At 69.9% G+C, this 22,835-nt stretch carries 19 protein-coding genes; 11 read left to right on the plus strand and 8 right to left on the minus strand.

Annotated features, from left to right (window positions below; genetic code table 11):
* Positions 1–14: 14 nt before the first annotated feature.
* The 4 genes from F8178_RS03775 to F8178_RS03790 all read right to left on the minus strand — a co-directional run bounded on the left by F8178_RS03775 (position 15) and on the right by F8178_RS03790 (position 6,119).
* Complete coding sequence (locus F8178_RS03775; RefSeq protein ID WP_317493212.1) at positions 15–3,887, minus strand: ABC transporter ATP-binding protein; 3,873 nt, start codon at positions 3,885–3,887, stop codon at positions 15–17.
* 159 nt (positions 3,888–4,046) lie between these two features.
* Positions 4,047–4,802 carry an ABC transporter permease gene (locus F8178_RS03780; protein ID WP_317493213.1) on the minus strand — a complete coding sequence of 252 codons (756 nt, stop codon included), beginning with the start codon at positions 4,800–4,802 and terminating at the stop codon, positions 4,047–4,049.
* Positions 4,799–5,755 carry an ABC transporter ATP-binding protein gene (locus F8178_RS03785; RefSeq protein ID WP_317493214.1) on the minus strand — a complete coding sequence of 319 codons (957 nt, stop codon included), beginning with the start codon at positions 5,753–5,755 and terminating at the stop codon, positions 4,799–4,801. Before F8178_RS03785 ends, F8178_RS03780 begins: the two co-directional genes overlap by 4 nt.
* Positions 5,709–6,119 (minus strand): AbrB/MazE/SpoVT family DNA-binding domain-containing protein, encoded by a 411-nt coding sequence (locus F8178_RS03790; RefSeq protein WP_317493215.1) that lies wholly within the window; start codon positions 6,117–6,119, stop codon positions 5,709–5,711. The genes F8178_RS03785 and F8178_RS03790 overlap by 47 nt, the downstream gene beginning before the upstream one ends.
* A 187-nt stretch (positions 6,120–6,306) precedes the next feature.
* Here F8178_RS03790 and F8178_RS03795 point away from each other — a divergent pair, with 187 nt between their 5' ends.
* The 11 genes from F8178_RS03795 to F8178_RS03845 all read left to right on the plus strand — a co-directional run bounded on the left by F8178_RS03795 (position 6,307) and on the right by F8178_RS03845 (position 17,913).
* Positions 6,307–6,690 carry a GntR family transcriptional regulator gene (locus tag F8178_RS03795; protein ID WP_317493216.1) on the plus strand — a complete coding sequence of 128 codons (384 nt, stop codon included), beginning with the start codon at positions 6,307–6,309 and terminating at the stop codon, positions 6,688–6,690.
* Entirely contained in the window at positions 6,690–7,631 is a 942-nt protein-coding gene (locus F8178_RS03800; protein ID WP_317493217.1) for an ABC transporter ATP-binding protein, read from the plus strand. Before F8178_RS03795 ends, F8178_RS03800 begins: the two co-directional genes overlap by 1 nt.
* Positions 7,628–8,392 (plus strand): hypothetical protein, encoded by a 765-nt coding sequence (locus tag F8178_RS03805; RefSeq protein ID WP_317493218.1) that lies wholly within the window; start codon positions 7,628–7,630, stop codon positions 8,390–8,392. The genes F8178_RS03800 and F8178_RS03805 overlap by 4 nt, the downstream gene beginning before the upstream one ends.
* A gap of 33 nt (positions 8,393–8,425) precedes the next feature.
* Complete coding sequence (locus F8178_RS03810) at positions 8,426–9,376, plus strand: ABC transporter ATP-binding protein (protein ID WP_317493219.1); 951 nt, start codon at positions 8,426–8,428, stop codon at positions 9,374–9,376.
* Positions 9,376–10,116, plus strand: a complete 741-nt coding sequence (locus tag F8178_RS03815) for an ABC transporter permease (protein ID WP_317493220.1) — start codon at positions 9,376–9,378, stop codon at positions 10,114–10,116. The genes F8178_RS03810 and F8178_RS03815 overlap by 1 nt, the downstream gene beginning before the upstream one ends.
* A 197-nt stretch (positions 10,117–10,313) precedes the next feature.
* A complete protein-coding gene (locus tag F8178_RS03820; RefSeq protein ID WP_317493221.1) occupies positions 10,314–10,904 on the plus strand; it encodes an NAD(P)H-dependent oxidoreductase in 591 nt (196 codons plus the stop codon).
* A 131-nt stretch (positions 10,905–11,035) separates the two neighbouring features.
* A complete protein-coding gene (locus F8178_RS03825; RefSeq protein ID WP_317493490.1) occupies positions 11,036–12,058 on the plus strand; it encodes an ATP-binding cassette domain-containing protein in 1,023 nt (340 codons plus the stop codon).
* A gap of 5 nt (positions 12,059–12,063) precedes the next feature.
* Entirely contained in the window at positions 12,064–12,891 is an 828-nt protein-coding gene (locus F8178_RS03830; RefSeq protein ID WP_317493222.1) for an ABC transporter permease, read from the plus strand.
* Between the two features lie 5 nt (positions 12,892–12,896).
* Positions 12,897–13,880, plus strand: a complete 984-nt coding sequence (locus tag F8178_RS03835) for an alcohol dehydrogenase catalytic domain-containing protein (RefSeq protein ID WP_317493491.1) — start codon at positions 12,897–12,899, stop codon at positions 13,878–13,880.
* A 69-nt stretch (positions 13,881–13,949) separates the two neighbouring features.
* Positions 13,950–16,754 (plus strand): AAA family ATPase, encoded by a 2,805-nt coding sequence (locus F8178_RS03840; RefSeq protein ID WP_317493223.1) that lies wholly within the window; start codon positions 13,950–13,952, stop codon positions 16,752–16,754.
* Between the two features lie 175 nt (positions 16,755–16,929).
* Positions 16,930–17,913 (plus strand): alcohol dehydrogenase catalytic domain-containing protein, encoded by a 984-nt coding sequence (locus F8178_RS03845; protein WP_317493224.1) that lies wholly within the window; start codon positions 16,930–16,932, stop codon positions 17,911–17,913.
* A gap of 60 nt (positions 17,914–17,973) precedes the next feature.
* On the opposite strand, the gene F8178_RS03850 is transcribed toward F8178_RS03845, so the two are convergent.
* The 4 genes from F8178_RS03850 to F8178_RS03865 form a co-directional block, all read right to left on the minus strand.
* Positions 17,974–18,843, minus strand: coding sequence for a hypothetical protein (locus tag F8178_RS03850; protein ID WP_317493225.1), 870 nt, complete (start codon positions 18,841–18,843; stop codon positions 17,974–17,976).
* Positions 18,840–19,931, minus strand: a complete 1,092-nt coding sequence (locus F8178_RS03855; protein WP_317493226.1) for an ABC transporter ATP-binding protein — start codon at positions 19,929–19,931, stop codon at positions 18,840–18,842. Before F8178_RS03855 ends, F8178_RS03850 begins: the two co-directional genes overlap by 4 nt.
* 300 nt (positions 19,932–20,231) lie before the next feature.
* A complete protein-coding gene (glyA, locus tag F8178_RS03860) occupies positions 20,232–21,587 on the minus strand; it encodes a hypothetical protein (protein ID WP_317493227.1) in 1,356 nt (451 codons plus the stop codon).
* Between the two features lie 150 nt (positions 21,588–21,737).
* Positions 21,738–22,583 (minus strand): AfsR/SARP family transcriptional regulator, encoded by an 846-nt coding sequence (locus F8178_RS03865; protein WP_317493228.1) that lies wholly within the window; start codon positions 22,581–22,583, stop codon positions 21,738–21,740.
* Between the last annotated feature and the right edge of the window lie 252 nt (positions 22,584–22,835).

Below are 22,835 nucleotides of genomic sequence, written 5' to 3' on the forward strand. Positions count from 1 at the left end.
GTCTCCTCGACCTGTTACGTTCCCGTCTCCACCAGGCTATCGCTTCCACCCCCTCGGATGGCGAGCTGTCCCTGATCGATCGTCTCCGTGCCCGCTCGCCAGAGCTGGGCATACGTGCCGTCGCGCCGGAGTAGCTCAGCGTGGCTACCCTGCTCGACGACGCGCCCGCCGTCGAGCACCAGGATCCGGTCGGCCCGTGCGGCCGTCGCCAGCCGGTGGGCCACGATGATCGTCGTGCGATCGCGCGCGAGGTGCTCGCTCGCTGCCAGCACAGCGGACTCGGTGTGCGGGTCCAGCGCGGCCGTGGCCTCGTCGAGCAGCAGGATGTCGGGATCGACCAGCTCGGCCCTCGCCAGCGCCACCAGCTGCCGCTGACCGGACGACAGCGACTGTCCGCGCTCGCCGACCTGCTGATAGAAGCCCGCCGGCAACGCTGCGATGGCATCCAGCGCGCCGATCGACCGCGCCGCACGTTCGACCTCGAGGTCAGTCGCGTCCGGGCAGGCGTAGCGGATGTTGTCGGCCACTGTCCCCGCGAAGAGGTGACCCTCCTGGGGGACCACCCCCATGCGGCTGTGGAGCCGTATGGGATCGAACCGGCGGGCGTCGACGCCGTCGATGGCGACGCTGCCCTCGCTGGGGTCGTAGAATCGCGCGATCAGCTTGACCACCGTCGACTTGCCCGCGCCCGTGGGTCCGACCAGCGCCACCGTCTCGCCAGGCGAGACGTCTATCGACAGCTGTCGCACCGCGGGGTGCTCGGCCCCTGCGTAAGTGAACGTCACCTCCCGCAGCGACACCGCGCCGCTGAGCCGTTCCGGCATCTCGGCGGGCCGTTCGGGAGCGGGCACCGAGGTGGGGGTGCCGAGCAGGTCCGCGATGCGGCGCAACCCGACCTTGGCCTGCTGGTAGGCGTCGAACACCCCGGACAGCTGTTGCACGGGGGAGAAGAACATGCCGAGGTAGAGCAGGAACGCCATGAGCACGCCAGGTGTGATGCGGCCATCGGCGACGTCGTGCCCGCCCACGTAGAGCACGCCCGCCTCGGCCAGTCCGGACAGCAGGGTCACGAACGGGAAGTAGGTGGCGATGTAGCGCTGCGCGCGCAGCCGGGTGCGCCGGTAGGAATCGCTGCGGTCGGCGAAGTCCCGTGCGGTGTGCTGCTCGCGCGTGTACGCCTGGGCCACGCGCAGACCGGTGACGTTCTCCTGCATTTCGGCGTTGACTGCGCTGACCTTCTCCCTGGCTTCGGTGTAGGCGACCGAGACACGGGACCGGAAGACAGCCGTGGCCACGACCAGCACCGGCAGCACCGACAGCGTCAGCAGCGCCAGCTTCAGGTCGGTGACCAGCAGCGCCACCGCGACGCCTGCGATGGTCAGCAGCGAGACGACGGCGTTGGCCAGGCCGGTCTGCATGAACCGGGAAAGCGCGTCGACGTCGGTGGTCATCCGCGTCATGATCTTGCCGGAGAGCTCGCGCTCGTAGTAGTCGAGCCCGAGCCGTTGCAGATGCGCGTAGCTGCGGACCCGCAGCAGGTAGAGCATGCTCTCGCCAGCCCGCGCGGTCAGCCGGGTCTGCGCGGCGATCACCAGCCAATTCGCTGCCACGATCAGCGCCCCGATCGCGGCCACCGCCAGCACGACCGGCAGCGCACCCTCGGCCACACCGTGGTCGACCCCGAACCGGTACAGCGAGGGCAGCGCGATGGTGGCCAGCGTGTCGGCGGCGACCAGCGCGATCACCATCGCCAGCAGCCAGCGCACCGCCCGCAGCAGCCGCAGCGGTCGGAACTCGGGATCGGGGGCGGTGGGATCCTCGCCGTTCAGCAGGGGCGTGTCGGTCGCGTCCGGAAGCGCGCGTACCGCCTGGATGAGTTCGGGTGTCGGGGGTGTATCCAGCGAAGCGCCGAAACCCTTGCCGCCGTGGCCTCCCCCGGAGCTACTCGACGTTGCCCGTGTGGCGGCGGTGCTGGCGTAGTCCACCTGACCGGCGGCCGCCTGCCCCGGCCAGAGGTGCGGGCTCTGCCCGTCGCTCGCGGTGTCCGCTGGCCGTTGCCCGCCGCCGTCGGCGGTGTCGGTGTCGGTGAGGTCGTCGATGTCTTCGGAAGAGCCCGCGGTGAGCTCGCGGAACAGCGGGCAGCGGGCCTCGAGCTCGGCTTCGGTGCCGGTATCGACGACCCGGCCGCCGTCGAGCACCGCGATACGGTCGGCCAGGCCGAGGGTGGAGCGGCGGTGCGCGATCAGCAACGTGGTGCGGTCCGCGGTCACCTGCGACAGCGTCCGGTGGATCGCCGACTCCGTCGTGGTGTCGACCGCGGAAGTGGCGTCGTCGAGCATCAGCACGCGAGGGTTGGTCAGCAACGCGCGTGCCAGGCTGAGTCGCTGGCGCTGACCCCCGGACAGGGTCAGGCCGCGCTCACCGACGACGGTGTCGTAGCCGTCGGGCAGCTGGGTGATGAACTCGTGCGCCTGCGCCGCCTCGGCCGCGGCGATGATGTCCTCCCTGCTGGCGTCCGGGCGACCGTAGGCGATGTTCTCGGCCACCGTGGTGGAGAACAGGAAGGCCTCCTCGAATACCACACCGATGGCGCTGCGTAGCGAGGCGATCCGCAGCTCGCGCACGTCGTAGCCGCCGCCGTGCCCCGCCCCGTCCACGTCGTGGGTGCCGCCAGGTGGCCCGATGGTCACGGCGCCTGCGTGCACGTCGTAGAAGCGCGGCAGCAGCAGCGAGATCGTGGACTTGCCTGAACCTGCGGTACCGACCACGGCGACCGTCTCGCCAGGCTCGACGGTGAGGCTGAAGTCGTCGAGCACCGGATCGTCGCGGGTGTAGCCGAACCGGACCCGATCGAACCGCACGCCGAGTGGCCCTTCGGGCAGCTCGACGGCATCGGGCCGCTCGGTGACCTCGGGCTGCGCGTCGATCAGCTCGTAGACGCGCTCCGCGCCCGCGCGGGTGAGCTGGGCCTGCACGATCAGGTTCGCGATCATTCGCGAGGGCCCGATCAGCGCCGAGACGTAGGCGGCGAACGCCAGGAACACCCCGAGGCTGATGTCGCCGCGCAGTGCCAGGAATCCCCCGAGACCGAGCACGGCGACCTGGCCGGCCGCGGGCAACGCCGAGGTCGTCGCGGTCGGCACGGCCGACAGCCTTGCGGCGCGCAACCGCTCGGCGAACAGCCTGCGCGCGAGCCGTTCCAGCGTGCCGGTCTCGGCGCGTTCCCTGCCGAAGCCCTTGACCACCCGTACGCCGGTCACCGTCTCTTCGACGTGCTGGGCGATGTCGGCTGCGCGCTGCTGCGCCGACCAAGTAGCGGGGAACAGGCGCTGCCTGCTGATACCGACGACCACGGCGACGGCGGGGGCCACGATCAGCGCGATCAGCGTCAACAGCGGCGACATCCACAGCATCGCCGCCAGCGCGAACACCCCGTAGATCAGCGAGCCGAGCGCGAGCGGCAGCTGCATCATGAAGCCCGTGAGCAGCTGCAGGTCGCTGATCGCGCGGGAGGCGATCTGGCCGGTGCGCATCGAGTCCTGCTTGCCGCCGTCGAGCCGGGACACCGAGCGGAACACGGCGTTGCGCAGGTCGTGCTGCACATCCAGGGTGAGCCTGCCACCGAGGTAGCGGCGGGCGAACGCGCTGCCGAACGTGAGCAGCGCCAGCCCTGCCAGCGCGAGCGCGATCGTGCCGAGCCGGTCGGGCTCTCCAGCCACGGCGTCGTCCACGCCGACCTTGACCAGCAGCGGTCCGGCGGCCTGTAGACCGACCCCGAGCATCGCGGAGCCGAACGCCAGCACCACCACGACGGGATGCCGCCAGCAATCCGCGGCGAGCCTGCGCACCCAGCCACCGTGCGGTGGACCGGTGGAGCCTGCTGTCACGTCCGGCTCCGTAGTCGGAACCGCCGTCACATCGGGCTCCCGCGCATCGAAGGGCTCACGACTACCAGGTTAGGCCCGGGTGACGTCGCGGTGTCCGGGTGGGAACCCCTCGTGTGACCCACACCCGCACGCCCCGCCGGGCACATGCCTGCGGGCACGTCATTCCCAGCGGAAGCGGCCTGCGGCGACGGCCGTCGCGGCAACGAGCACCCCGGCCAGCACCAGCAGCGGCAGCCAGAGCTCGGTGACGGGCTGTCCCGTCCACAGCCCTTGCAGCAGCTCCACGAGCTGGGTCAGTGGTGAGAACTGGGCGACCTGGCGCACCCCGTCTGGCATCACCGCCAACGGCACGGCCGCACCCGACAGCAGGATGAGCGGGTACACCAGCACGTTGCCCAGCATCTGAGCCACCCCCTGGGAGGGGAGCAGCGCGGCGAGTGCATAGCCGACCGCGAGGAAGGTGAGGATGCCGAGCAGCGCAGCCGCCGACACCGCGAGCAGCGCAGGGGCGAGGTTTCCCTCCGGCCGCGCGCCGAAGGCGATTATGCCAACCGCGAGCATGACGAGGATGCTCAGCAGCGACAGGGCCAGCCGCACCAGGACGTCGGCGCCGATGTAGCTCAGCGGCCGCAGCGGCGTGGCGCGGAACCGCCGTAGCGCCCCGGTCTCGCGCTGGGTGACCAGATCGATGGGCAGCACGACGAAGCCCCCGATCGCGACGACGATCGCGGTGAAGCTCACCAGGTTAGCGTCGACGAAGCCCCGGTCACCGAACTCGACGACGGGCTCGTTGCCGAAGATGAGCCCCATCATCAGGGCGAACAGCGGCGCGAAGGCGATCATGAAGAATGCCGCGACGGGTTCGCGGGCCGTCCGCTTGGCCTGCACGCCAGCCAGCTTGGCCAACGCGGTCATGCAGGCACCCCCTCCCGTATGTGCCTGCCGGTCAGCGTCAGGAACACATCCTCCAGGGTGGGTTGTTCCGTGCGCAGGTCCTGCGCCCACAGGTCGGCGTCGGCAAGCACACCGAGCACGTCGTGCGGGAACCGGTTGCCGTGCCCGCGCACCACGATGCGGTGGGAGTCCCGCTCGACCGCCGAGACCCCTGCGACCGCGCGCAGGGCTTCCATCGGGGGATCGCCGTTCACCGTGAAGCTCAGCTTGCTGTCGACGCCGAGCGAGGCGATGAGGTTCGGTATGGTGTCGAGCGCGACGATCGTGCCGTGATCGACGACGGCCACCCTGTCGCACAGCCGCTCGGCCTCCGCCATGAAATGCGTGGTGAGCACGATCGTGGTGCCGCTGTCGCGGATATCGGAGATCACGTCCCAGATCGCCAGGCGGGCCTGCGGATCGAGGCCGGTGGTGAGCTCGTCGAGGAAGACGAGGTCGGGAGCGTGGACCAGGGCTAGCGCGATGAACACGCGCTGCCGCTGGCCGCCGGAGAGTTTCTCCACGTACGAGCTCGCCTTGCCACCCAAGCCGAGGCGTTCCAGCAGGGGCCGCCAGTCGGCGGGATGCGCGTAGAACGAGGCGAACAGGTCGAGGGCCTCGCTGACCGTGATGCGTTCGGGCAGCGCGGAGAGCTGGAGTTGCACGCCGATGCGTTCCCGCACCGTCCGGGGGTCACGTTCGGGGTCGGCGCCGAAGATCTCGACCGTGCCCTCGTCACGGGCGCGCAGCCCTTCGATGCACTCCATCATGGTGGTCTTGCCCGCCCCGTTGGGGCCGATGATGCCGAAGATCTCGCCCTGGCGGACCTCGAAGGTGACGCCATCGACGGCGCGGAGCTCACCGTAGCGCTTGGTGAGGTTCCGGCAGCTAATCGCGGCGGTCGCCGCCGCCGCTGTCCCGGTCGCCGTGGTCATCGCCGGGCCCCCCTTCGTCGTTTTCGCCGTGGACATGCTTGCGCACCTCCTCGAACAGCGCTGTGGAGCCGTGCAGGTTCCGCATCAGCAGTTCGATCGTCACCAGCGCCAGCCCTTGCTCCGGGTCGGCGAGCACCAGCAGCTTGTCGCCCGGCCCGATACCGAGATCGCGTCGTGCCTGTGCGGGGATGACGACCTGCCCCCGCTCGCTTACCGTCACCGAGCCGTAGAAGCCCCGACCCCCTGGTCCGTAGAAGGCCTTGCCCTGCTTGCTGTCCTGCTGCTGGCCGCCCTGCTGGTTGTCCTGGTCGCCGTGCCGGTTGCGCGCCATCGACCCGTGTGCTCCCGTCTTCCGATCCAGCATCCACGTGCTGCATGCTTTACACAACATATCATGTAAAACGTGTGCCTTCGGTGCTCGTCCTACCGCGTTCCGCCTGCGAAACGTGCACCCCGGGGCACGTTTCGCAGGCGGAACGCGGTGTGTTGACGGAACGTCGGTTATCTGGTTCATTAGTAATGTAATGAACCACTGAAGTCACGAGGTTGCCGTGTTCGATGACCAGAGCCCGATCTACCGGCAGATCGCCGAGCGGATCAAAGCGGAGGTGTTGAACGGGGCGCTCAAGGGGGGCGAGCAGGTCATGTCGACCAACCAGTACGCGGCGTTCTACCGGATCAACCCCGCCACCGCGGCGAAAGCCTTCCAGCAGCTGGTGGACGAGGGGGTGCTCTACAAGCAGCGCGGGATCGGCATGTTCGTCAGCGAGAGCGCGCGCGACAAGCTCGTCGCCGAGCACCGCGAACGCTTCTTCACCGAGGTCGTGGACCCCATGGTGGCCGAGGCGCGGGCCATCGGAGTCCCGCTGCGCTCGGTGATCGACCGGATCGAGCTTCACGCAGCCGACGGCGGCGACGACCAGGGGGTGCGGTGATGAGCACGCGGATCGAGGTCGACGACCTCGGGTTGGTCTACGGCAGCACGCGGGCGCTCGACGGGTTGTCGTTCACCATCGACGGCCCCGGCATCTACGGGCTGCTCGGGCGCAACGGCTCCGGCAAGACCAGCCTGCTCTCGGTGCTGGCCGGATTCCGCAAAGCCACCGAGGGCCGGGTTCGTCTGGACGGCGAGCCGGTGTTCGAGAACGAGCGCAACACCCAGCGGATCTGCCTGATCCGGGAAACCGGCGACACCGTCGATCACGACTGGCCGGAGGACAAGGTGCGGCACGCGCTGGATTTCGCCGCCCGCACCCGTCCCTACTGGGACGAGTCCTACGCCGCACGGCTGGTGGATCTCTTCCGGCTCCCGCTGCGCACCAGTGTCACAGCGCTGTCCCGGGGGCAGCGAGCCGGACTCGCCGTCATCCTCGGGCTCGCCTCGCGCGCTCCGGTGACGCTGTTCGACGAGGCCTACCTCGGACTCGACGCCCCCTCGCGGTATGCCTTCTACGACGAGCTGCTTGCCGACTTCATGTCCCACCCGCGCACGGTCGTCGTCTCCACTCACCTGATCGAGGAAGTGAGCCGGTTGTTCGAGCAGGTGCTCATCATCGATCACGGCAGGTTGCTGCTGCACGAGGACGTCGAGGCCATGCGGGCACGGGGTGCGTCGATCACCGGTCCGGCCGAGGAGGTCGACCGGCTCGTCACCGGGCTGCCGGTGTTGTCCGAGCAACGGCTCGGCCGCACCAAGTCGGTGACCGTGTTCGGCGAGCTGGGCGAGCAGCACCGGGAAGCCGCGAGACAGCGTGACCTCGAACTGGGTCCGGTCTCGCTGCAGGATCTGTTCGTTCACCTCACCACCGGCGGCGCCGAGCAGCCGGGGCCGTTACCGGGACTCGGGCAGCAACCACGCCACGGAGGTGACGCATGACCGTGTCCGCTACGCGAACCGCCAGGAGCGTTTCCGGCGAGATCGCCAGGGAGGTGCTCGACGGCGAGCTCCGCCGGAAGGTGCTGAGCGTGCGCGACATGGTCGTGCTGTGGGTGGTCTACCTCGCTGTGGTGGCGCTCATCGGGTTCGTGCTGTGGTTCTGGGCCACGCCCGGCAGCATGTGGGAATCGGCGCTCTCGGTGGTGAAGGTGTTCGGACTCGTGCTCGGGATCTACCTCACCGCCGTTTACTTGCCGCTCTACGTCTGCCACGGCTACACGCGGTGGCGTTTCCTCGCCCGGGCGGCGGGTTTCTGCCTGGTGTTCTCGGTGGTGGTCGGGGCGCTGCTCGCGGCGGGATATCTCGTGGAGCTCGTCGCCTTCCGCGCACTGGGGTGGCGGGTCGAGCTGTCCGAACAGCACCTGTTCACCGCGTCGACCCAGGTGCACCTGCTGCTTGCCGAGTACGTGCCGCTGGTTGCGACCTACATCGTGGTAGGTGCGATGCTCGGCGCGGCGTTCTACCGCACCGTCGTGCTCGGGCTCGCGCTCATCCCGGTAGCCCTGGTGTTGCTGGTCGGCCCGCAGGCCGTGCTCGGCGTCGGCCAGTTCGGGCCGCTCCCGCTACCGGGCATCGATCTGGCGCCCTCGGGGACACTGACCGCGCTCCTGCTCACCACCGCCGCGGCCAGCGTGCTCATCGCGGCGGTGGTCACCGCTGCCATCGCCAGGGACATCCCCATCCGCACCAAGTCCGGTTGACGCGGCCGGACCGAACTGGAGGGAGGTAGGTCCGTGCCCGTGATCGAGGTAGCGAACCTGCGCAAGGCCTACGGCGAGACGGTGGCCGTAGACGATGTCAGCTTCACCGTCGACGAGGGCGAGATCTTCGGCATCGTCGGCCGCAACGGGGCGGGCAAGACGACCGCTGTGGAATGCGTCGCCGGGTTGCGCACCCCGGATGCCGGGAGCATCACCGTGGCAGGGCTCGACCCGCGAGCCGACCGCGACCGGCTGCGGCGGGTGCTCGGGGTGCAGCTGCAGGAGTGCAGGCTGCCGGAGAAACTGCGGGTCGGCGAGGCGATGTGGCTGTACCGCTCGTTCTACCCCGATGGCGCCGACCCCGGCACGCTGCTGGCAGGGCTCGGGCTCGACGGCATGCGCGACACCGCGTTCGAGGACCTCTCCGGCGGGCAGCAGCAGCGGTTGTCGATCGCGCTTGCGCTGGTGGGCGACCCGCGCATCGCCGTGCTCGACGAGCTCACCACCGGGCTCGATCCGCAGTCGCGGCGGGAGACCTGGCGGCTGATCGAGAACGTGCGCGCCTCCGGTGTCACCGTCGTGCTGGTGAGCCACTTCATGGACGAGGTGGAGCGGCTGTGCGACCGGCTGGCGGTGCTCGATCGAGGGCGCCTCGTGGCGTTGGATACGCCCGCGGGCCTGGTGGAGCGGGTCGGTGGCGAGCAACGCATCACGTTCCGGTGCGCGCAGGAGCTCGACGAACCGGCACTGCGTGCCCTGCCCGAGGTCGACAGTGCCAGCAGTGATGGTCGGCAGTGGACGATCATCGGATCCGGGAACCTGCTGTACGCGGTCAGCGCGGAGCTGGCTCGCCAGCGGATCACCCCGGCGGGCTTCCGCGCCGAACAGGCGAGTTTGGACGATGCGTTCCTGGCGTTGACCGGGCGCAGCCTGGACGGTGACACCGGTGTGACCGAGGTCGACCAGCGAGGGGAGGTGCGGTGATGACCGGGTTGCCGCAGATGACGGTCGTCGAGGCGAAGATGGTCTGGCGCGACCCGGCCGGGCTGCTGATCCCGCTTGGCCTCCCGCTGCTCATCCTGCTCATGCACGGCATGGGCGGCCAGGGTGAGCTGGTCCCGGAATTCGGTGGCTTGAGCGGTTTCGATGCGGTGGCGGTGCCGATCGCCCTGACCATGATCCTGGCCATCGTCGGCATGGTGAACCTGCCATCCTTCCTCGCCGGATACCGCAAGCATGGCGTGCTGCGCAGGTTGTCGGTCACCCCGGCCAAACCCGCCGCGCTGCTGCTGGCGCAGGTGCTGGTCAACCTGGGGCTGGCCACCGTCGGCCTGGTGGTGGCGCTCGCGGTCGCCCGGCTCGCGTTCGACCTGTCGGCGCCGCGCGAGCTCGGCTGGGCCGCGCTGGCGCTGGTGCTGGGCGCGGCGGCCATGTACGCCGTCGGGATGCTGATCGCCGCGCTGGCCCCCTCGGTCAACGCCGCGATCGCCATCGGCCTGGTCGCCTTCCTCGGCACCATGGCAGCCGGGGGCGGCTTCCTTCCCGCCGAGCACCTGCCGGGCTGGTTGGCTACGGCTGGCGAGTTCACCCCCTACGGTGCCGCGTTGCAGGCCCTGCGGGACGCCTGGATCGGCGAGGCACCGCAGGTGCTGCACCTGGCGGCGCTAGCCGGGGTCACCGTGCTCGCGGTCTCGGCCGCCGCCCGGCTGTTCCGCTGGGAGTGATCGTGGGTGCGAGCCGAAGGGCCTCTTCGGTGCATATCGTGTACCCGAGGAGTCCTTCGGCTCGCACCCCGACGGTGACTGAAGCCGACTGAAGCCGACTGAAGTGGCACGTACCGTCGTCTGACGGATTCCGCGAGGCGCGGGCCGCCCTAGCGTGGAGTGCACCCCATCCGAGAAGCGATGAAGGAGTGCACGACATGAGCGAGCAGACACTGCGGTTGGCGATCATTATCGGCAGCACCCGCAACGGTCGTTTCGGACCCACGGCCGCGCGGTGGTTCGCCGAGCGGGCAGCCGAGCGGAGCGACTTCACTGTCGACGTCATCGATCTGGCCGAGGCGAACCTGCCCGAGCGGCTCATCGATGACGGCGACCCGGTGCCGGAGGCGGTGACCGCGCTGGCGCCCCGGCTGGCGGCAGCGGACGCCTTCGTCGTGGTGACCCCGGAGTACAACCACAGCTTCCCCGCGTCGTTGAAAACAGCTATCGACTGGTACTTCGACGAGTGGAGCGCCAAGCCGGTCGCGTTCGTCTCCTACGGCGGTATCTCCGGTGGGCTGCGTGCGGTGGAGGCGTTGCGGCTGGTTTTCGCCGAGGTGCACGCCACCACGATCAGGGAGACCGTGAGCTTCCCCAACTTCCCTGACGCCTTCGACGCCGAGGGCAGGCCCGTTGACGCCATCGGTCCGAACGGCGCGGCCAAGGCACTGCTCGACCAGCTCGCCTGGTGGGCCCGGGCGCTCGCCGAGGCGCGGGCCAAGCGCCCCTACTCCGGCAGCGCGGAATGAGTGGACGACCGGCGCCGACGGGGCCAAGACCGCACCAGTCGGCAGCCGGTGTAGCCACGGCGGCGGCAGACGGCGACACCGGGGGCGGCAGCGCCGGCAACGGAAGCACCAAGGGAAAGGGCAAGCACATCATGTCCGCGATCACAAGAGCGGACCTGGCCATCACCGCATCCGGGCTGGTCAAGGTCTTCGGTAACACCCGTGCTGTCGATGGCGTTGACCTCGCTGTCCCCATGGGCGGCGTGTACGGTGTGCTCGGTCCCAACGGGGCCGGGAAGACTACCACCATCCGGATGTTGGCCACGCTGCTGCGGCCGGATGCAGGCGAGGCGCGGGTTTTCGGGCACGACGTGCTGCGCGAGCCCGATACGGTGCGCGGCAGGGTGAGCCTGACCGGTCAGTTCGCCTCCATCGACGAGGATCTCACCGGTAGCGAGAACCTCGTGCTGCTCGGCAGGTTGCTCGGCCATCGCAAGGTGGCCGCGCGCGACCGCGCGGCCGAGCTGCTGGCGGCCTTCGACCTGGCCGAGGCCGCGGGCCGGCAGGTCAAGCATTACTCCGGCGGCATGCGTCGCAGGCTCGACATCGCAGCCAGCATCGTCGTCACCCCCGACCTGCTGTTCCTTGACGAACCCACGACCGGTCTCGACCCGCGCAGCCGCAGCCAGGTATGGGACATCGTGCGCACGCTGGTGGATGCCGGAACGACCGTGCTGCTCACCACCCAGTATCTGGAGGAGGCCGACCAGCTCGCGGACCGGATCGCGGTGATCGACCACGGATCGGTCATCGCAGAGGGCACTCCGGACAAGCTCAAAGCCAAAGTTGGTTCGGGGACGGTACAGGTGCGGCTGGCCGACGCGACGCAGCGCGACCACGCGGCGCGGGTGCTCGGCGCCGTGCTTGGCTCGGCGCCCCACCTCGAGGGTGATCCCGCTGTGCTGACGGCCAGCATCGACAGCGACCGGACCGGGGCCGCTGACGCCGCGACCGGTGCGCTGTCCCGGCTGGCGAGCGCCGGTATCGACGTGTCCGCCTTCGCGTTGGGCAGGCCCAGTCTCGACGAGGTGTTCCTGACGCTGACCGGGCAGCAGGCCGGGCAGGACAACGGTGCCGGTCACGGCACCGCAACCGGGGAGGAGGCAGCAGCATGACCACGATGAGCATTGACGCTGGCCGCGATGCCGAGCGGCTCCGGCAGGCGATCGCCGCGAGGGCGCGCCCCGGGCGTCCCGGTGCATTGTCGGCCTCGTTCACGCACGGCTGGCGCGCCATGCTGAAGATCAAACACGTTCCCGAGCAGCTGTTCGATGTCACCGCCTTCCCGGTGATGATGACGCTGATGTTCACCTACCTGTTCGGCGGTGCGCTGGCCGGGTCGACGGGCGAGTACCTGCAGTTCTTCCTGCCGGGCATCCTCGTGCAGACGATCGTGATGATCACCATGTACACCGGGTCAGGGCTCAACACGGATATCACGCGAGGTGTGTTCGACCGATTCCGGTCACTGCCGGTCTGGTCCCCCTCGGCGCTGGTTGGCGCGCTGCTCGCGGACGCGGCCCGCTACACGGTCGCGGGCGCGGTGATCATCGTCCTCGGCCTCGCGCTCGGCTTCCGCCCCGGTGGCGGGGTGATCGGGCCGGTGGCGGCGCTGGCGCTGATCCTCCTGTTCGCCTTCAGCCTGTCGTGGATCTGGACCGCGCTGGGAATGCTGATGCGCACCGAGAAGGCGGTGATGGGGGCCAGCATGATGGTGCTGTTTCCGATGACGTTCGTCAGCAACATCTTCGTAGACCCGTCCACCATGCCCGCTGCGTTGCGATCGGTCGTCGACGTCAACCCGATCAGCCACTTGACAACGGCGGTCCGGGGGTTGATGCACGGCACCGTGACCGCAGGGCAGATCGGCGTGGTGCTGGTGGCGTGCGCGGCGCTGGTCGTGGTGTTCGCGCCGCTGAGCATGCGCATCTACCGCACGAGGACGTGAGCGCCATGTACGCGGTTCGGCAGTACGAGTTCGGCTCTCCTGACACGCTGCGCTACGAGCGGGTCGCCGATCCCGAGCCAGGACCGGGCCAGGTGCGGATCGCGGTCACCGCGGCAGCGGCGTACCCGCACGACATCGCCGTCCGCAGCAGCGCTGGGAACGCGGCTCGCTGCCCACTGCCCGAGCTGCCGGTGATCCCGGGCCACGAGGTTGCTGGCACGGTCGATGCGGTCGGTGCCGGGGTGGACGGTGCGTGGCTCGGTCGTCGCGTGGTCACCCAGCTCGGGCTGGCCAGCGGCGGGTACGCCGAGCTGGTGGTACGCGAGGTCGCGGCGCTGCACGCGATCCCGGACGGGCTGGACGACGCGGTCGCGGTCGCGGTGCTCGGCGCGGGCAGGGCCGCGCTGGGCATCCTCGACGTCGCCCGGCCGGGTGCCGGCGACATCGTCCTGGTCACCGCCGCGGCGAGCGGGGTGGGCACGCTGCTGGTGCAGGCCGCTTGCGGCGCCGGAGCCACGGTGGCCGGTGCGGCTGGCGGCCCCGATGAGCTCAAGCAGGTCCGCCTGGCTGGGGCCGATCTCGCGGTGGACCGCTCGTCGGCGGGGTGGTGCGAGCTGCTGACGGCGCAGCTGTACGGCAGGCGCCCGACCATCGTCGTCGACGGGGTCGGTGGCCAGATCGGCTGCCAAGCGAGGGATCTCCTCGAGGTGGGCGGGCGTCTGGTGGTGCACGGCTGGTCGTCCGGCACCCCGACCGAGATCGGAATGACCGAGCTGTACGAGCGGGAGCTGACCGCATCGGTGATCTCCGGAGGACACCCGGCGCCGTGCCGCGGCGGGGTGCGCGCGCTGGAGGAACGCGCACTCGCCGAGGCAGCGCGCGGCACGCTGGACCCTGTGGTGCGACGCCACCCGCTGCGACAGGCTGCGCAGGTGCAGGCCGGGCTGTCCATCAGTGGCGCAGCGGGCGCCGTGGTGTTCGTACCGTGACCCCAGGTGCTGCCGGGAACGACCGGAAACAGCCGCCGGTGACGGGCTGTTACCGGTAATGTGGCGACCATGCTCTATGGGCGGGATGCGGAGCTGGCCAGGATCGAGGCGCTGCTCGACGGCGCGCGTGCCGGTCGCAGCGGGGCGTTGGTGCTACGCGGTGAGGCGGGTATCGGCAAGTCCGCGTTGCTGGAGCACGTCGCCGCCGCGGCGACGGACATGCGGGTGTTGCGCGGTACCGGCGTGGAATCCGAGGCTGACCTGCCGTTCGCCGGGCTGCATCTGCTGCTGTCCGGTGTGGTCGATCGAATTGGCAGGCTACCCGAGCCGCAGGCGGATGCGCTGCGCGCCGCGCTCGCACTGCAGCCTGCGCAGCCGGGCAGCCGGTACCTGGTCGGCCTTGGGGTGTTGACGCTGCTGGCCGAGCTGGCCGAGGACGGGCCTGTGCTGTGCCTGGCCGACGACGCGCACTGGCTCGATCACGGCTCGGCGGAAGCGCTGCTGTTCGCGGCACGCAGGCTGGAGGCCGAGGGCGTGGTAATGCTGTTCGTCGCGCGCGACCTGCACGCCCCGTCGTTCTCCTCACCGGGCCTTGCCGAGCTCCGGCTCGGGAGGTTGGATGACGAGGCCGCCGCTGAGTTCCTCGCCGAGCATGCCGGTGACCTGCCACGGCACGTGCGTGCGCAGATCCTGCACGAGTCCGGCGGAAACCCACTGGCGTTGCGGGAACTTCCCGTCGCGCAGCGCGAGGGGTTGCTGGTGGCCGACCCGTACCGCGATGCGGCGCGGTTGCCGGTACACAGCAGGATCCAGGAGATCTTCGCCGATCGGATCGCCGCGCTGCCCGAGGCCACTCAGCTCGCGCTGCTGGTGGCCGCAGCCGACTCCACCGGGGAACTCGCCGTGGTGCTCCCCGCGGCGCAGCGGCTGGGTGCGGGGATCGATGATCTGGAGTCCGCCGAGGATCGGCAACTGGTGCGCACCGTGGAGGGTCGGGTGGCGTTCCGGCATCCGCTGATGCGCACCGCCGTGTACCAGAACGCGACGCTTGTCAAGCGGCTGCGCACACACCAGGCCCTCGCCGAGGTTTTCGCCGAGCGTGACGACATCTGCCAGCGTGCCTGGCATCTGGCCGCGGCCAGTACGGGACCCGACGAGGAGGTGGCTGCCCTGCTCGAACGGGCGGCTGAGGCTGACCAGGCGGTTGGCGGCTTCGGCTCGGTCGCCGCCGCGTATGAGCGGGCGGCCTCGATGAGCCCTGATCCCTCGGAGAAAGTGCGGCGGCTGACCGAGGCGGCGCGGTGGGCTTTCGATTCCGGGCAGCTCGATCGCGCGGCTACGCTGGCCGATACCGCGAGCGCGCTGACAGGCGACCCGGAGACCCGGACGACCATCGCGTTCATCAACGCCAGCGTCGCCGACGAGCAGAACCGGCCGATGGAGGCGCACCGGATCCTGCTGGATGAGGCGTGCTCGCTCGGTGCGCAGCCCAGTGGTGAGCAACGCACGGCGCAGCCCCTGATGTTCTTCTATGCGGTGGAAACGGCCTGGATGGCGGGAGATTTCGGTGCGTTGGACAGGGCCGCGCGGTTGGCAGCGGAGTACGCGGGGCAACAGCCCTTCCTCCCGGTGGAGCGGTTGGCGCGTGCCGCTGGCGGGCTCAACCACCGTACGGCGGGGGGCGTTGCCGACGGCGTGGCGGCGGTGCGGGAGCTGCTCGACCAGTACACTCAGCATGCCTATGGCCTTGGCGCGGTGAAGCTGACGCCGATGCTGGCATGGTGGCACCTGCTGCTCGGTGATCACCGAACGGCCCACGAGCTGGCGATGGAAACGGAGCGGTCCAGCCGCCGCCACGGCGCTATGGGGGCCCTGCCGCACGCGCTCGCGGTGCTGGCGCGCAGCCAGCTTCACCTCGGCCAGCACGGCAACGCCAAGGCCAACGCCACGGAAGGGCTGCGGCTGGCCCGCGAGATCGGTCAACGGCAGACCGTGGGATACCTCGGTGCCGTGCTCGCCCATCTCGCTGCGTTGGAAGGAGACGAGGCCGGCTGCACCGCGCAGGTCGACGAGGTCCGTGGACTCGGCGGGGGACACAGCTCGTACCGGGCCTCCTGTGCGATGGCGCTGCTCGACCTCGGGCTGGGTAGGCACGAGGCCACGGCCGAACGGCTTACCGAGCTCGCGGCGGGCGCCAATCGCATGGACATCCTGTCAGGGATCCCCGACTTGGTCGAGGCCGTGACGCGGCTCGGCAAACCCGAAATCGCCGAGGAAGGACTGTCCTGGTACACCGCGTGGGCCGAGGCGGCCGGCCAGCCGTGGGCGCTCGCGGTGCTCGCGCGATGCCGGGCGTTGCTGGCAACCCTGCGCGCGGACGAGAGCGAGATCGAGCAGTATTTCGTCACGGCACTCGGCGAGCACCGGCGTGCGTCCGGCGCGGACGGGCGTGACGACACCAGCGCCGGAGCAGGGGATCGGCCATTCGAGCGGGCGCGCACCGAGCTGGTCTACGGCGAGTGGCTGCGGCGGTGCCGCCGCATGTCCGACGCCCGGCCCCACCTGCGGGGTGCGCGCGACACCTTCGAGCGGCTGGGCGCGGTGCCCTGGGCGGAGCGGGCTGCGGGCGAGCTCCGCGCCACGGGGGAAAGCCTCGCGTCCGAGGCGGACGAGGCAGGGCTGCTTGGCAGCCTCACCCCCCAGGAGTGGCAGGTGGTGCAGCTCGCCGCGACCGGGATGACCAACAGGGACATCGGATCGCAGCTCTTCTTGAGCCCGCGCACGGTCGGTTACCACCTGTACAAGGCGTATCCCAAGCTGGGCATCGCCTCACGTGCGGAGCTCGGCAGGTTCGACTGGAGCGCTGCCCGCTGATCACCAGCGCGATCCTACGCCGGCTTCCCGTGCTCGCGACCATCAGGACTGGCGAAAGCCCAGTCAGTTGACGGATTCGGGCCGGAACGATCCACCTTACGGTAAGGGCGTAGCACTATCCGCGCATCGTGGTCGAGCCGGCCAGCTCGACCGAAGCAGGCAGGAGTATCGCGACATGTACGCCATCCGGCAGCATGAGTTCGGGCCAGCCGAGGTCCTTCGTTACGAGGAGGTTCCCGAGCCGGAGCCGGGACCCGGCCAGGTGCGTATCCGTATGGAGGCGGCAGGAGTGCACTGGCTGGATGCGGTCATCCGGGCGGGCGCCGCCGACAGGCTTCCGTTCCCGTTGCCCGAGCTTCCGATCATCCCGGGACGGGAAGTAGCAGGTCGTATCGACGAGCTAGGGTCCGGGGTGGACCGGGCGTGGCTCGGTTCCCGGGTCGTCACGCACCTGGGTCTTGTCAGTGGCGCCTACGCCGAGTTTGCCGTGCGGGAACTGCAAGCGGTCCACCCGCTGCCCTCCGGAGTCACCAGCGAGGTCGCCGTCGCCATGATCGGCGCGGGACGTATCGCGATAGGAATCACGTCGCTGGCCCAGGTGTCACCGGATGACGTGGTGATCGTCACCGATGCGGGCGGCGGCGTCGGGTACCTGGTGGCACAGGCGGCTCGCAACAGCGGCGCTGCCACGCTGGCGCTTGTGGACGGTTCTGCGGCGGGAGACCGCGTGTACCGGATGGGGGTCGAGGCCGTGGTCGACTGCGAGCAACCCGCGTGGCAGGAGCGCCTGCGCGAGGAACTCGGGCCGCGCGAGGCCACGATCGTCTTCGACGGGGTCGGTGGCGACGTCGGCACGGCCACCCTCGAACTGCTCCGGGTAGGCGGGCAGTTCGTGATGCACGCCTGGCGCCCCGCGAACGGTCCGCCGGAGCTGTCCTCCGACGAGATCTACGGGCGCGGGTTGACTGCCAGCGCCGCCAACGGTGAGCGGCTTGACCGGCGTGGTGGCTCGCGATGCCTCGAAGCGCATGCGCTGGCCGAAGCCGGCGCGGGTAGGCTCACTCCGGCGCTGCACAGTTTCCACCTCGCCGACGCCGCCAAGGCGCATCGCGCGCTGGAAGCCGGTGAGACCCGCGGCACCGTGGTGCTGACCGCGTGAAACCGGCCCGACCCCGCCGTGGCGGCAGCCTTCGCGAAGCCGGGCCGGTGCGTGCGGCCGTCAGGTGATGTCGCGCCGCTGGGTGGCCATCCAGCCGCCGCCGAAGACGATGGCCGACCAGCCCACGAAGATCAGCCCCGACAGCCACCAGGCGTGTGCCCCGGTGGCACCGGCCGCGGCGCGCATCGCGGTATCCACCCAATCCGGGACGGTGTCGGCGGCGCCGAGGAACAGCTCTGCCGCCATCGATCCCGTGACCCCGTTGATGGAGCCGTTGGGTAGGAAGCCGATGACCTCGGGGGCGTGGATCGTCAGGATGAAGTGGGCGCCGTTCTCGATGGCCAGGAAGTACAGGATGAGCAGGGTCACGACCGCGGGGACGTTGCGGATCAACGCGCCTGCCCCGACGCCGAATAGGGTCATCAGGATGCTGGCGAGGACGCCGACCATGGCCATACTGATCCAGCCCCCTGCGGTCGGCATGCGATCCGGGTCGGTGGAGACGAGGATGCCGATCGCCACCGCCGCGACGATGGCCAGCCCGTAGAAGGCTCCCCACCCGATGTAGACCAGCAGCTTCGCGGTCAGCGCGGACACCCGGTTCGGCGCGGTGAGGAAGGTCGTGGTGATCGTCTTGCTGGAGAACTCCGAGCTGATCGCCAGCGCGCCGAACACCAGGGGGAACAGCGTCGCGAGGTTGATGCTCCTGGCGATGGCGAAGTAGCTCACGATCCAATCGCGGGAGTCGATGCCGAGCGCTATCTCGAGATCCCTTGGTGCATCGTCCTGCAACGTGTCGACGAACGCGGTGCCGAGGAAGCCGGTACCCACTGCCCAACCGAAGGCGACCAGGACGGTGGGGATCAGCAGAGCCCACCACAGGTGGGTGGTCGTGATCTTGCGGAACTCGGATTTGACGAGCCTGCTCATCGGTCCTGCCCTCCCCACGACGTGCCGCCTTGCTCCGGGCTCTGGTCCCCGGCCTGCGGTGGAGCCTCACCCTGCTGGGGCGGTGGCTGCCACGGTTGCTGGACGGGCCCCCCACCAGGCAGCGGACCGCCGGGCGGCGGAACCTGGCCGGATGGCTGGTTATAGGCGTGCTGCGGGGCGGCGGCGTACTGCCCGCTGGTGAGCTGGAAGTACAGCTGCTCCAGGTCGACGCGTTCCTCCTCGACGCCGTACATAGCCACGCCCGCCGCGGCGGCGATATCGCCGACCTGCTTCACCGACGCGCCCTCGACGGCGATCCGGCCGTCCTGAAGAGAGGAGACGTTGGTAATCTGTCGCTCGCTGAGGGCGGTGACCAGCGCCTGCGGGTCGCCCGCCGCCACGAAGACCCGGGGGCGCTGCGAACGCCGCAGGTCTTCCAGCTGCCCGTAGTACATCGTCTGGCCCCTGCTGATGATGACGACCTGGTCGATGGTCTGCTCCACCTCGGCGAGCAGGTGGCTCGACACCAGTACCGTGCGCCCCTGCTGCGCGAAGCCGCGCAGGAACTGGCGCAGCCAGGCGATCCCCTCCGGGTCGAGGCCGTTGCCTGGCTCGTCGAGCACGAGCACCTGGGGGTCACCCAGCAGGGCGGTGGCCAGCGCGAGCCGCTGTCGCATACCCAGCGAGTAGCCGCCGACCTTGCGGTCGGCCGCGCCGGACAGCCCGACGAGATGGAGCAGCTCGTCGGCCCGCTGGTCGCCGACCCCGATGGCGGCGGCGAAGACGCGCAGGTGGTTGCGGGCGGTGCGGCGCGGGTGGAAGCTCTGTGCTTCGAGCACTGCTCCCACGACGGAGGCGGGATTGCCGAGCTCGTTGAAACGGCAACCGTTGATCATCGCGATCCCGGAGGTCGGTCTGACCAGACCGAGGATCATGCGTAGCGTGGTCGTCTTGCCCGCGCCGTTGGGGCCGAGGAACCCGGTCACCGAACCGGGCTCCACCTTGAAGCTCAGGTTCTGTACGGCGGGGACCGTACCGAACGTCTTGCTGATGCCCTCGACGGCGATCCGGCCGCTCCCATCGTGCATGTCGCCTCCCTGATCACGCGCCTACTGGGGAGCCATCTTGCCCCATACCCGGGTCGGCGGTTCGAGGGTGGGGCGGGTGTGGCGATGTGGGACCGGTCACCGAGGGGGCGGTCGCGGGTAACGGTGCGGTCGGCATGGCTACCCCGTGCGGCGAGCCGCCGCATCATCGCCTACACTGGAAAGTGGCGGCCCGCTCCCGGTGACCCCCAGGCTGGTTGAGCGGGCCGCCCCTTACTTTCTCCAGTGCCTTTTTCTCGACGGTCGCGTTGTCGGTGGGCGTGTCGCAGGACGGGGTCTCGGTTACGACGCGGGCGCGTGCGGCTCGGCCGCCGCAGGCGAGGCGGGTAACGGGAACGCGGCGCACAGCTGTTCCACCTGGTCGCGTATCCTGCCGCGCACCGCCTCAGGTAGCTCGTAGTCCACGTCCGAATGGGGGACGGTCGCGCGCAACACCGTGTCGATCAGGCTCGCGCACCGGCTCGCCTCCGCGGGGCCCATGCCGCGCGCCGCGAGCGTGTTCGTGCCGAGCTGGATACCGCTGCCTACTCGGGGCGGCTTGGCGTCCATGGGGAGCCGCTGCCTGCTGACCAGCAAGCCACAGGAGGCGAGCGCGCGTTCGGCGACGACGCCGGTGACGCCGCCGGAGAGCACGTCCACCACCACCGTGTGATTGTCCGTACCGTCGCTGAGAACCGGCCGTCCCGCACCGATGAGGCGGGTGGCTAGCGTGTGGGCGCTGGCCTTGATGCGGCGTGCCACCTCACCGAAATCAGCGCGCATCACCTGGTGCAGCGCGCAAGCCTTGGCCGCGAGCATGGTGCCGCGGTCGGGGCCGTGATGGGCCAGTGGAACCATCGCGTCACGGAGGCGAGCGCGTACCGAACGGTTCCCCGGTCCTGCGGGCATCGCCGCGTCGGCTCCGGCGAGCACCACGCCGCCGCTCAGCCCGTAGAGCTGGGCGTCGGTGCCGGTGGTCGTGACGTGGGCGTGATCGATCGGGTTGGGGTGCTCGCCCGCGACGACCAGCCCGGCCACCGAGGATATGTCGGCGAGCAGGATGGCACCGCAGTCGTCGGCGATCGTGCGGAGCCGGATGTAGTCGGGTGTGCGGGGGTAGGCGCTGGCACCGCACACGATCATCGCGGGGCGGTGGCGGCGAGCCAACTCAGCGAGATGGTCGTAGTGGATCCGGCGGGTACCGTCGAGCCCGTACCCGACCACGTGGAAGTACCTGGCCACCGGGGAGTCCGGGGACGCGTGCAGGGGGTGGCCGCCGCTGTCTGTGTCGAGCGCGAGGATCGTGTCCCCCGAGGTGAGAAGGCCGAAGTACACCGCGAGGTTCGCGGCGGTGTGCGATTCGGGCAGCGGGTCGGCGTAGCTGGCGCCGAACGCCTGCCGCGCACGTTCGCAGGCCAGCCCTTCGATCGCGCGCCACGTGCGGGAACCGTCGTTGGCCATGCGCTCCTGGGAGGTAGGCAGCGGGCCCGGGCACACCGCGCCGGTCGCGCACGCCAGCACGGCTGGGGAGGTGGGGCTGGCCGACGCGAGCAGCGACAGCGTGCGGGACTGCTCCTCGTCGTCGCTGGCCATCAGGCGGAACAGCGCCGGATCGTCGCGGCGCAGGTAGCGCGCCGCTGGATCGATCGATCGCGTCATGGCTGGCAGGCCCGCTGATCCACGGCCAGCGTGGTGCCGTGTTCGGGTGTGTCTCACCGGCCTGTCCTTTCTCCACGGGTCTCAACGGGCCGGGCTCCGGAAGGTGCCCGACCGTCGTACGGCCGGAGTGTGGCCGTGCCGTTAGCGTCGTTAGCGGACCGGCACGCCCGCGGACAGCAGTTCGTGGTGGAGCTGCTGCAGCTCGGAGCTCGGTTCGAGACCGAGCTCGGTGTTGAGGGTCTTGCGCAACGAACGGTAGGCCTCCAGCGCTTCACTCCGCCGGCCGCTGCGGTCGAGCACCTGGATGAGCTGCGCGTGCAGCCCCTCGTCGAGCGGGTTGTCGGTCACGAGTGCTTTGAGCTCCCCGATGAGCTCGCGGTGCATACCGGCCGCCATTTCCGCTTGTATCCGCAGGTGATGCGCGTTGCGCTTCTGCTCGTACAGTTCGACGGCGTCGGCGGTCAATCGGGGCCCGCATTCGACGTTGGCGATCGGTGGGCCGGACCACAGTGACAGCGCGGCGCGCAGCGTGCTCGCCGCCTCCTGGTGACGTTGCTCGTGCAGGGCTTGGCGGCCCTGGTGGCACAGTTGCCGGAAGACGAACACGTCGACCTGCATCGGGTCGATCGCGAGCTGGTACCCGGGGGCCTTGGTCAGCAGCAGCCGGTCCGCGTCGAGTGCGATGCCTTCCCGTTCGATCAGCTTCCGCACCTGGTACACGTACGTCTGCAGGGTGGTGCGCACGCTCGGTGGCGGCGCGTCGGCCCACAGCTCCTCGACGAGGGCGTCGGACTGGACCACCCGGCCCGCTCGCAGCAACAGCATGGCCAGCAGCTGCAACATCTTCGGCGCGGTGGGGGCACAGTCGCGGCCGTGGTGCAGTATCTCGAGTGGACCGAGCAGCGTGAATCGCAGGGGGTGCCCTGCCTGTTGCCGTAGCAAGTCGGTCGCCTGGTCGTTCGCCGTATCCCTACGAGCGAGGTCGGTTCGAAGCATCGTGCGTCACCTCGGCGTGTTCGAAGATGCGGTCCGTGACCTCTCCTGAGCCCACGGGGGCTGCGTTACACGCTGGCAGCGACCGGACGGGTACGGACAGTGTTGGCCGCACGAAGGTGATGGTGCGCTGTTCCCGGGCCATTGGTGCGCCGTTCCCAGGCGGGATGTGAAAAACGCATTGCCGACGCATGCGCCGCGCACTGGTTGTCGCTGTGACGGCTGTCACAGACTGAGGGGCATGGTTGAACACCA

It is taken from the genome of Haloechinothrix sp. LS1_15, from assembly GCF_033042135.1.
GTDB lineage: Bacteria > Actinomycetota > Actinomycetes > Mycobacteriales > Pseudonocardiaceae > Haloechinothrix.

Coding starts and splice junctions, on each gene's coding strand:
- F8178_RS03780 (WP_317493213.1), bottom strand. CDS start 4,802: ATGACCGCGTTGGCCAAGCTGGCTGGCGTGCAGGCCAAGCGGACGGCC.
- F8178_RS03785 (WP_317493214.1), bottom strand. CDS start 5,755: ATGACCACGGCGACCGGGACAGCGGCGGCGGCGACCGCCGCGATTAGC.
- F8178_RS03790 (WP_317493215.1), bottom strand. CDS start 6,119: ATGCTGGATCGGAAGACGGGAGCACACGGGTCGATGGCGCGCAACCGG.
- F8178_RS03800 (WP_317493217.1), top strand. CDS start 6,690: ATGAGCACGCGGATCGAGGTCGACGACCTCGGGTTGGTCTACGGCAGC.
- F8178_RS03805 (WP_317493218.1), top strand. CDS start 7,628: ATGACCGTGTCCGCTACGCGAACCGCCAGGAGCGTTTCCGGCGAGATC.
- F8178_RS03815 (WP_317493220.1), top strand. CDS start 9,376: ATGACCGGGTTGCCGCAGATGACGGTCGTCGAGGCGAAGATGGTCTGG.
- F8178_RS03820 (WP_317493221.1), top strand. CDS start 10,314: ATGAGCGAGCAGACACTGCGGTTGGCGATCATTATCGGCAGCACCCGC.
- F8178_RS03825 (WP_317493490.1), top strand. CDS start 11,036: ATGTCCGCGATCACAAGAGCGGACCTGGCCATCACCGCATCCGGGCTG.
- F8178_RS03830 (WP_317493222.1), top strand. CDS start 12,064: ATGAGCATTGACGCTGGCCGCGATGCCGAGCGGCTCCGGCAGGCGATC.
- F8178_RS03835 (WP_317493491.1), top strand. CDS start 12,897: ATGTACGCGGTTCGGCAGTACGAGTTCGGCTCTCCTGACACGCTGCGC.
- F8178_RS03840 (WP_317493223.1), top strand. CDS start 13,950: ATGCTCTATGGGCGGGATGCGGAGCTGGCCAGGATCGAGGCGCTGCTC.
- F8178_RS03845 (WP_317493224.1), top strand. CDS start 16,930: ATGTACGCCATCCGGCAGCATGAGTTCGGGCCAGCCGAGGTCCTTCGT.
- F8178_RS03850 (WP_317493225.1), bottom strand. CDS start 18,843: ATGAGCAGGCTCGTCAAATCCGAGTTCCGCAAGATCACGACCACCCAC.
- F8178_RS03855 (WP_317493226.1), bottom strand. CDS start 19,931: ATGCACGATGGGAGCGGCCGGATCGCCGTCGAGGGCATCAGCAAGACG.
- glyA (WP_317493227.1), bottom strand. CDS start 21,587: ATGACGCGATCGATCGATCCAGCGGCGCGCTACCTGCGCCGCGACGAT.
- F8178_RS03865 (WP_317493228.1), bottom strand. CDS start 22,583: ATGCTTCGAACCGACCTCGCTCGTAGGGATACGGCGAACGACCAGGCG.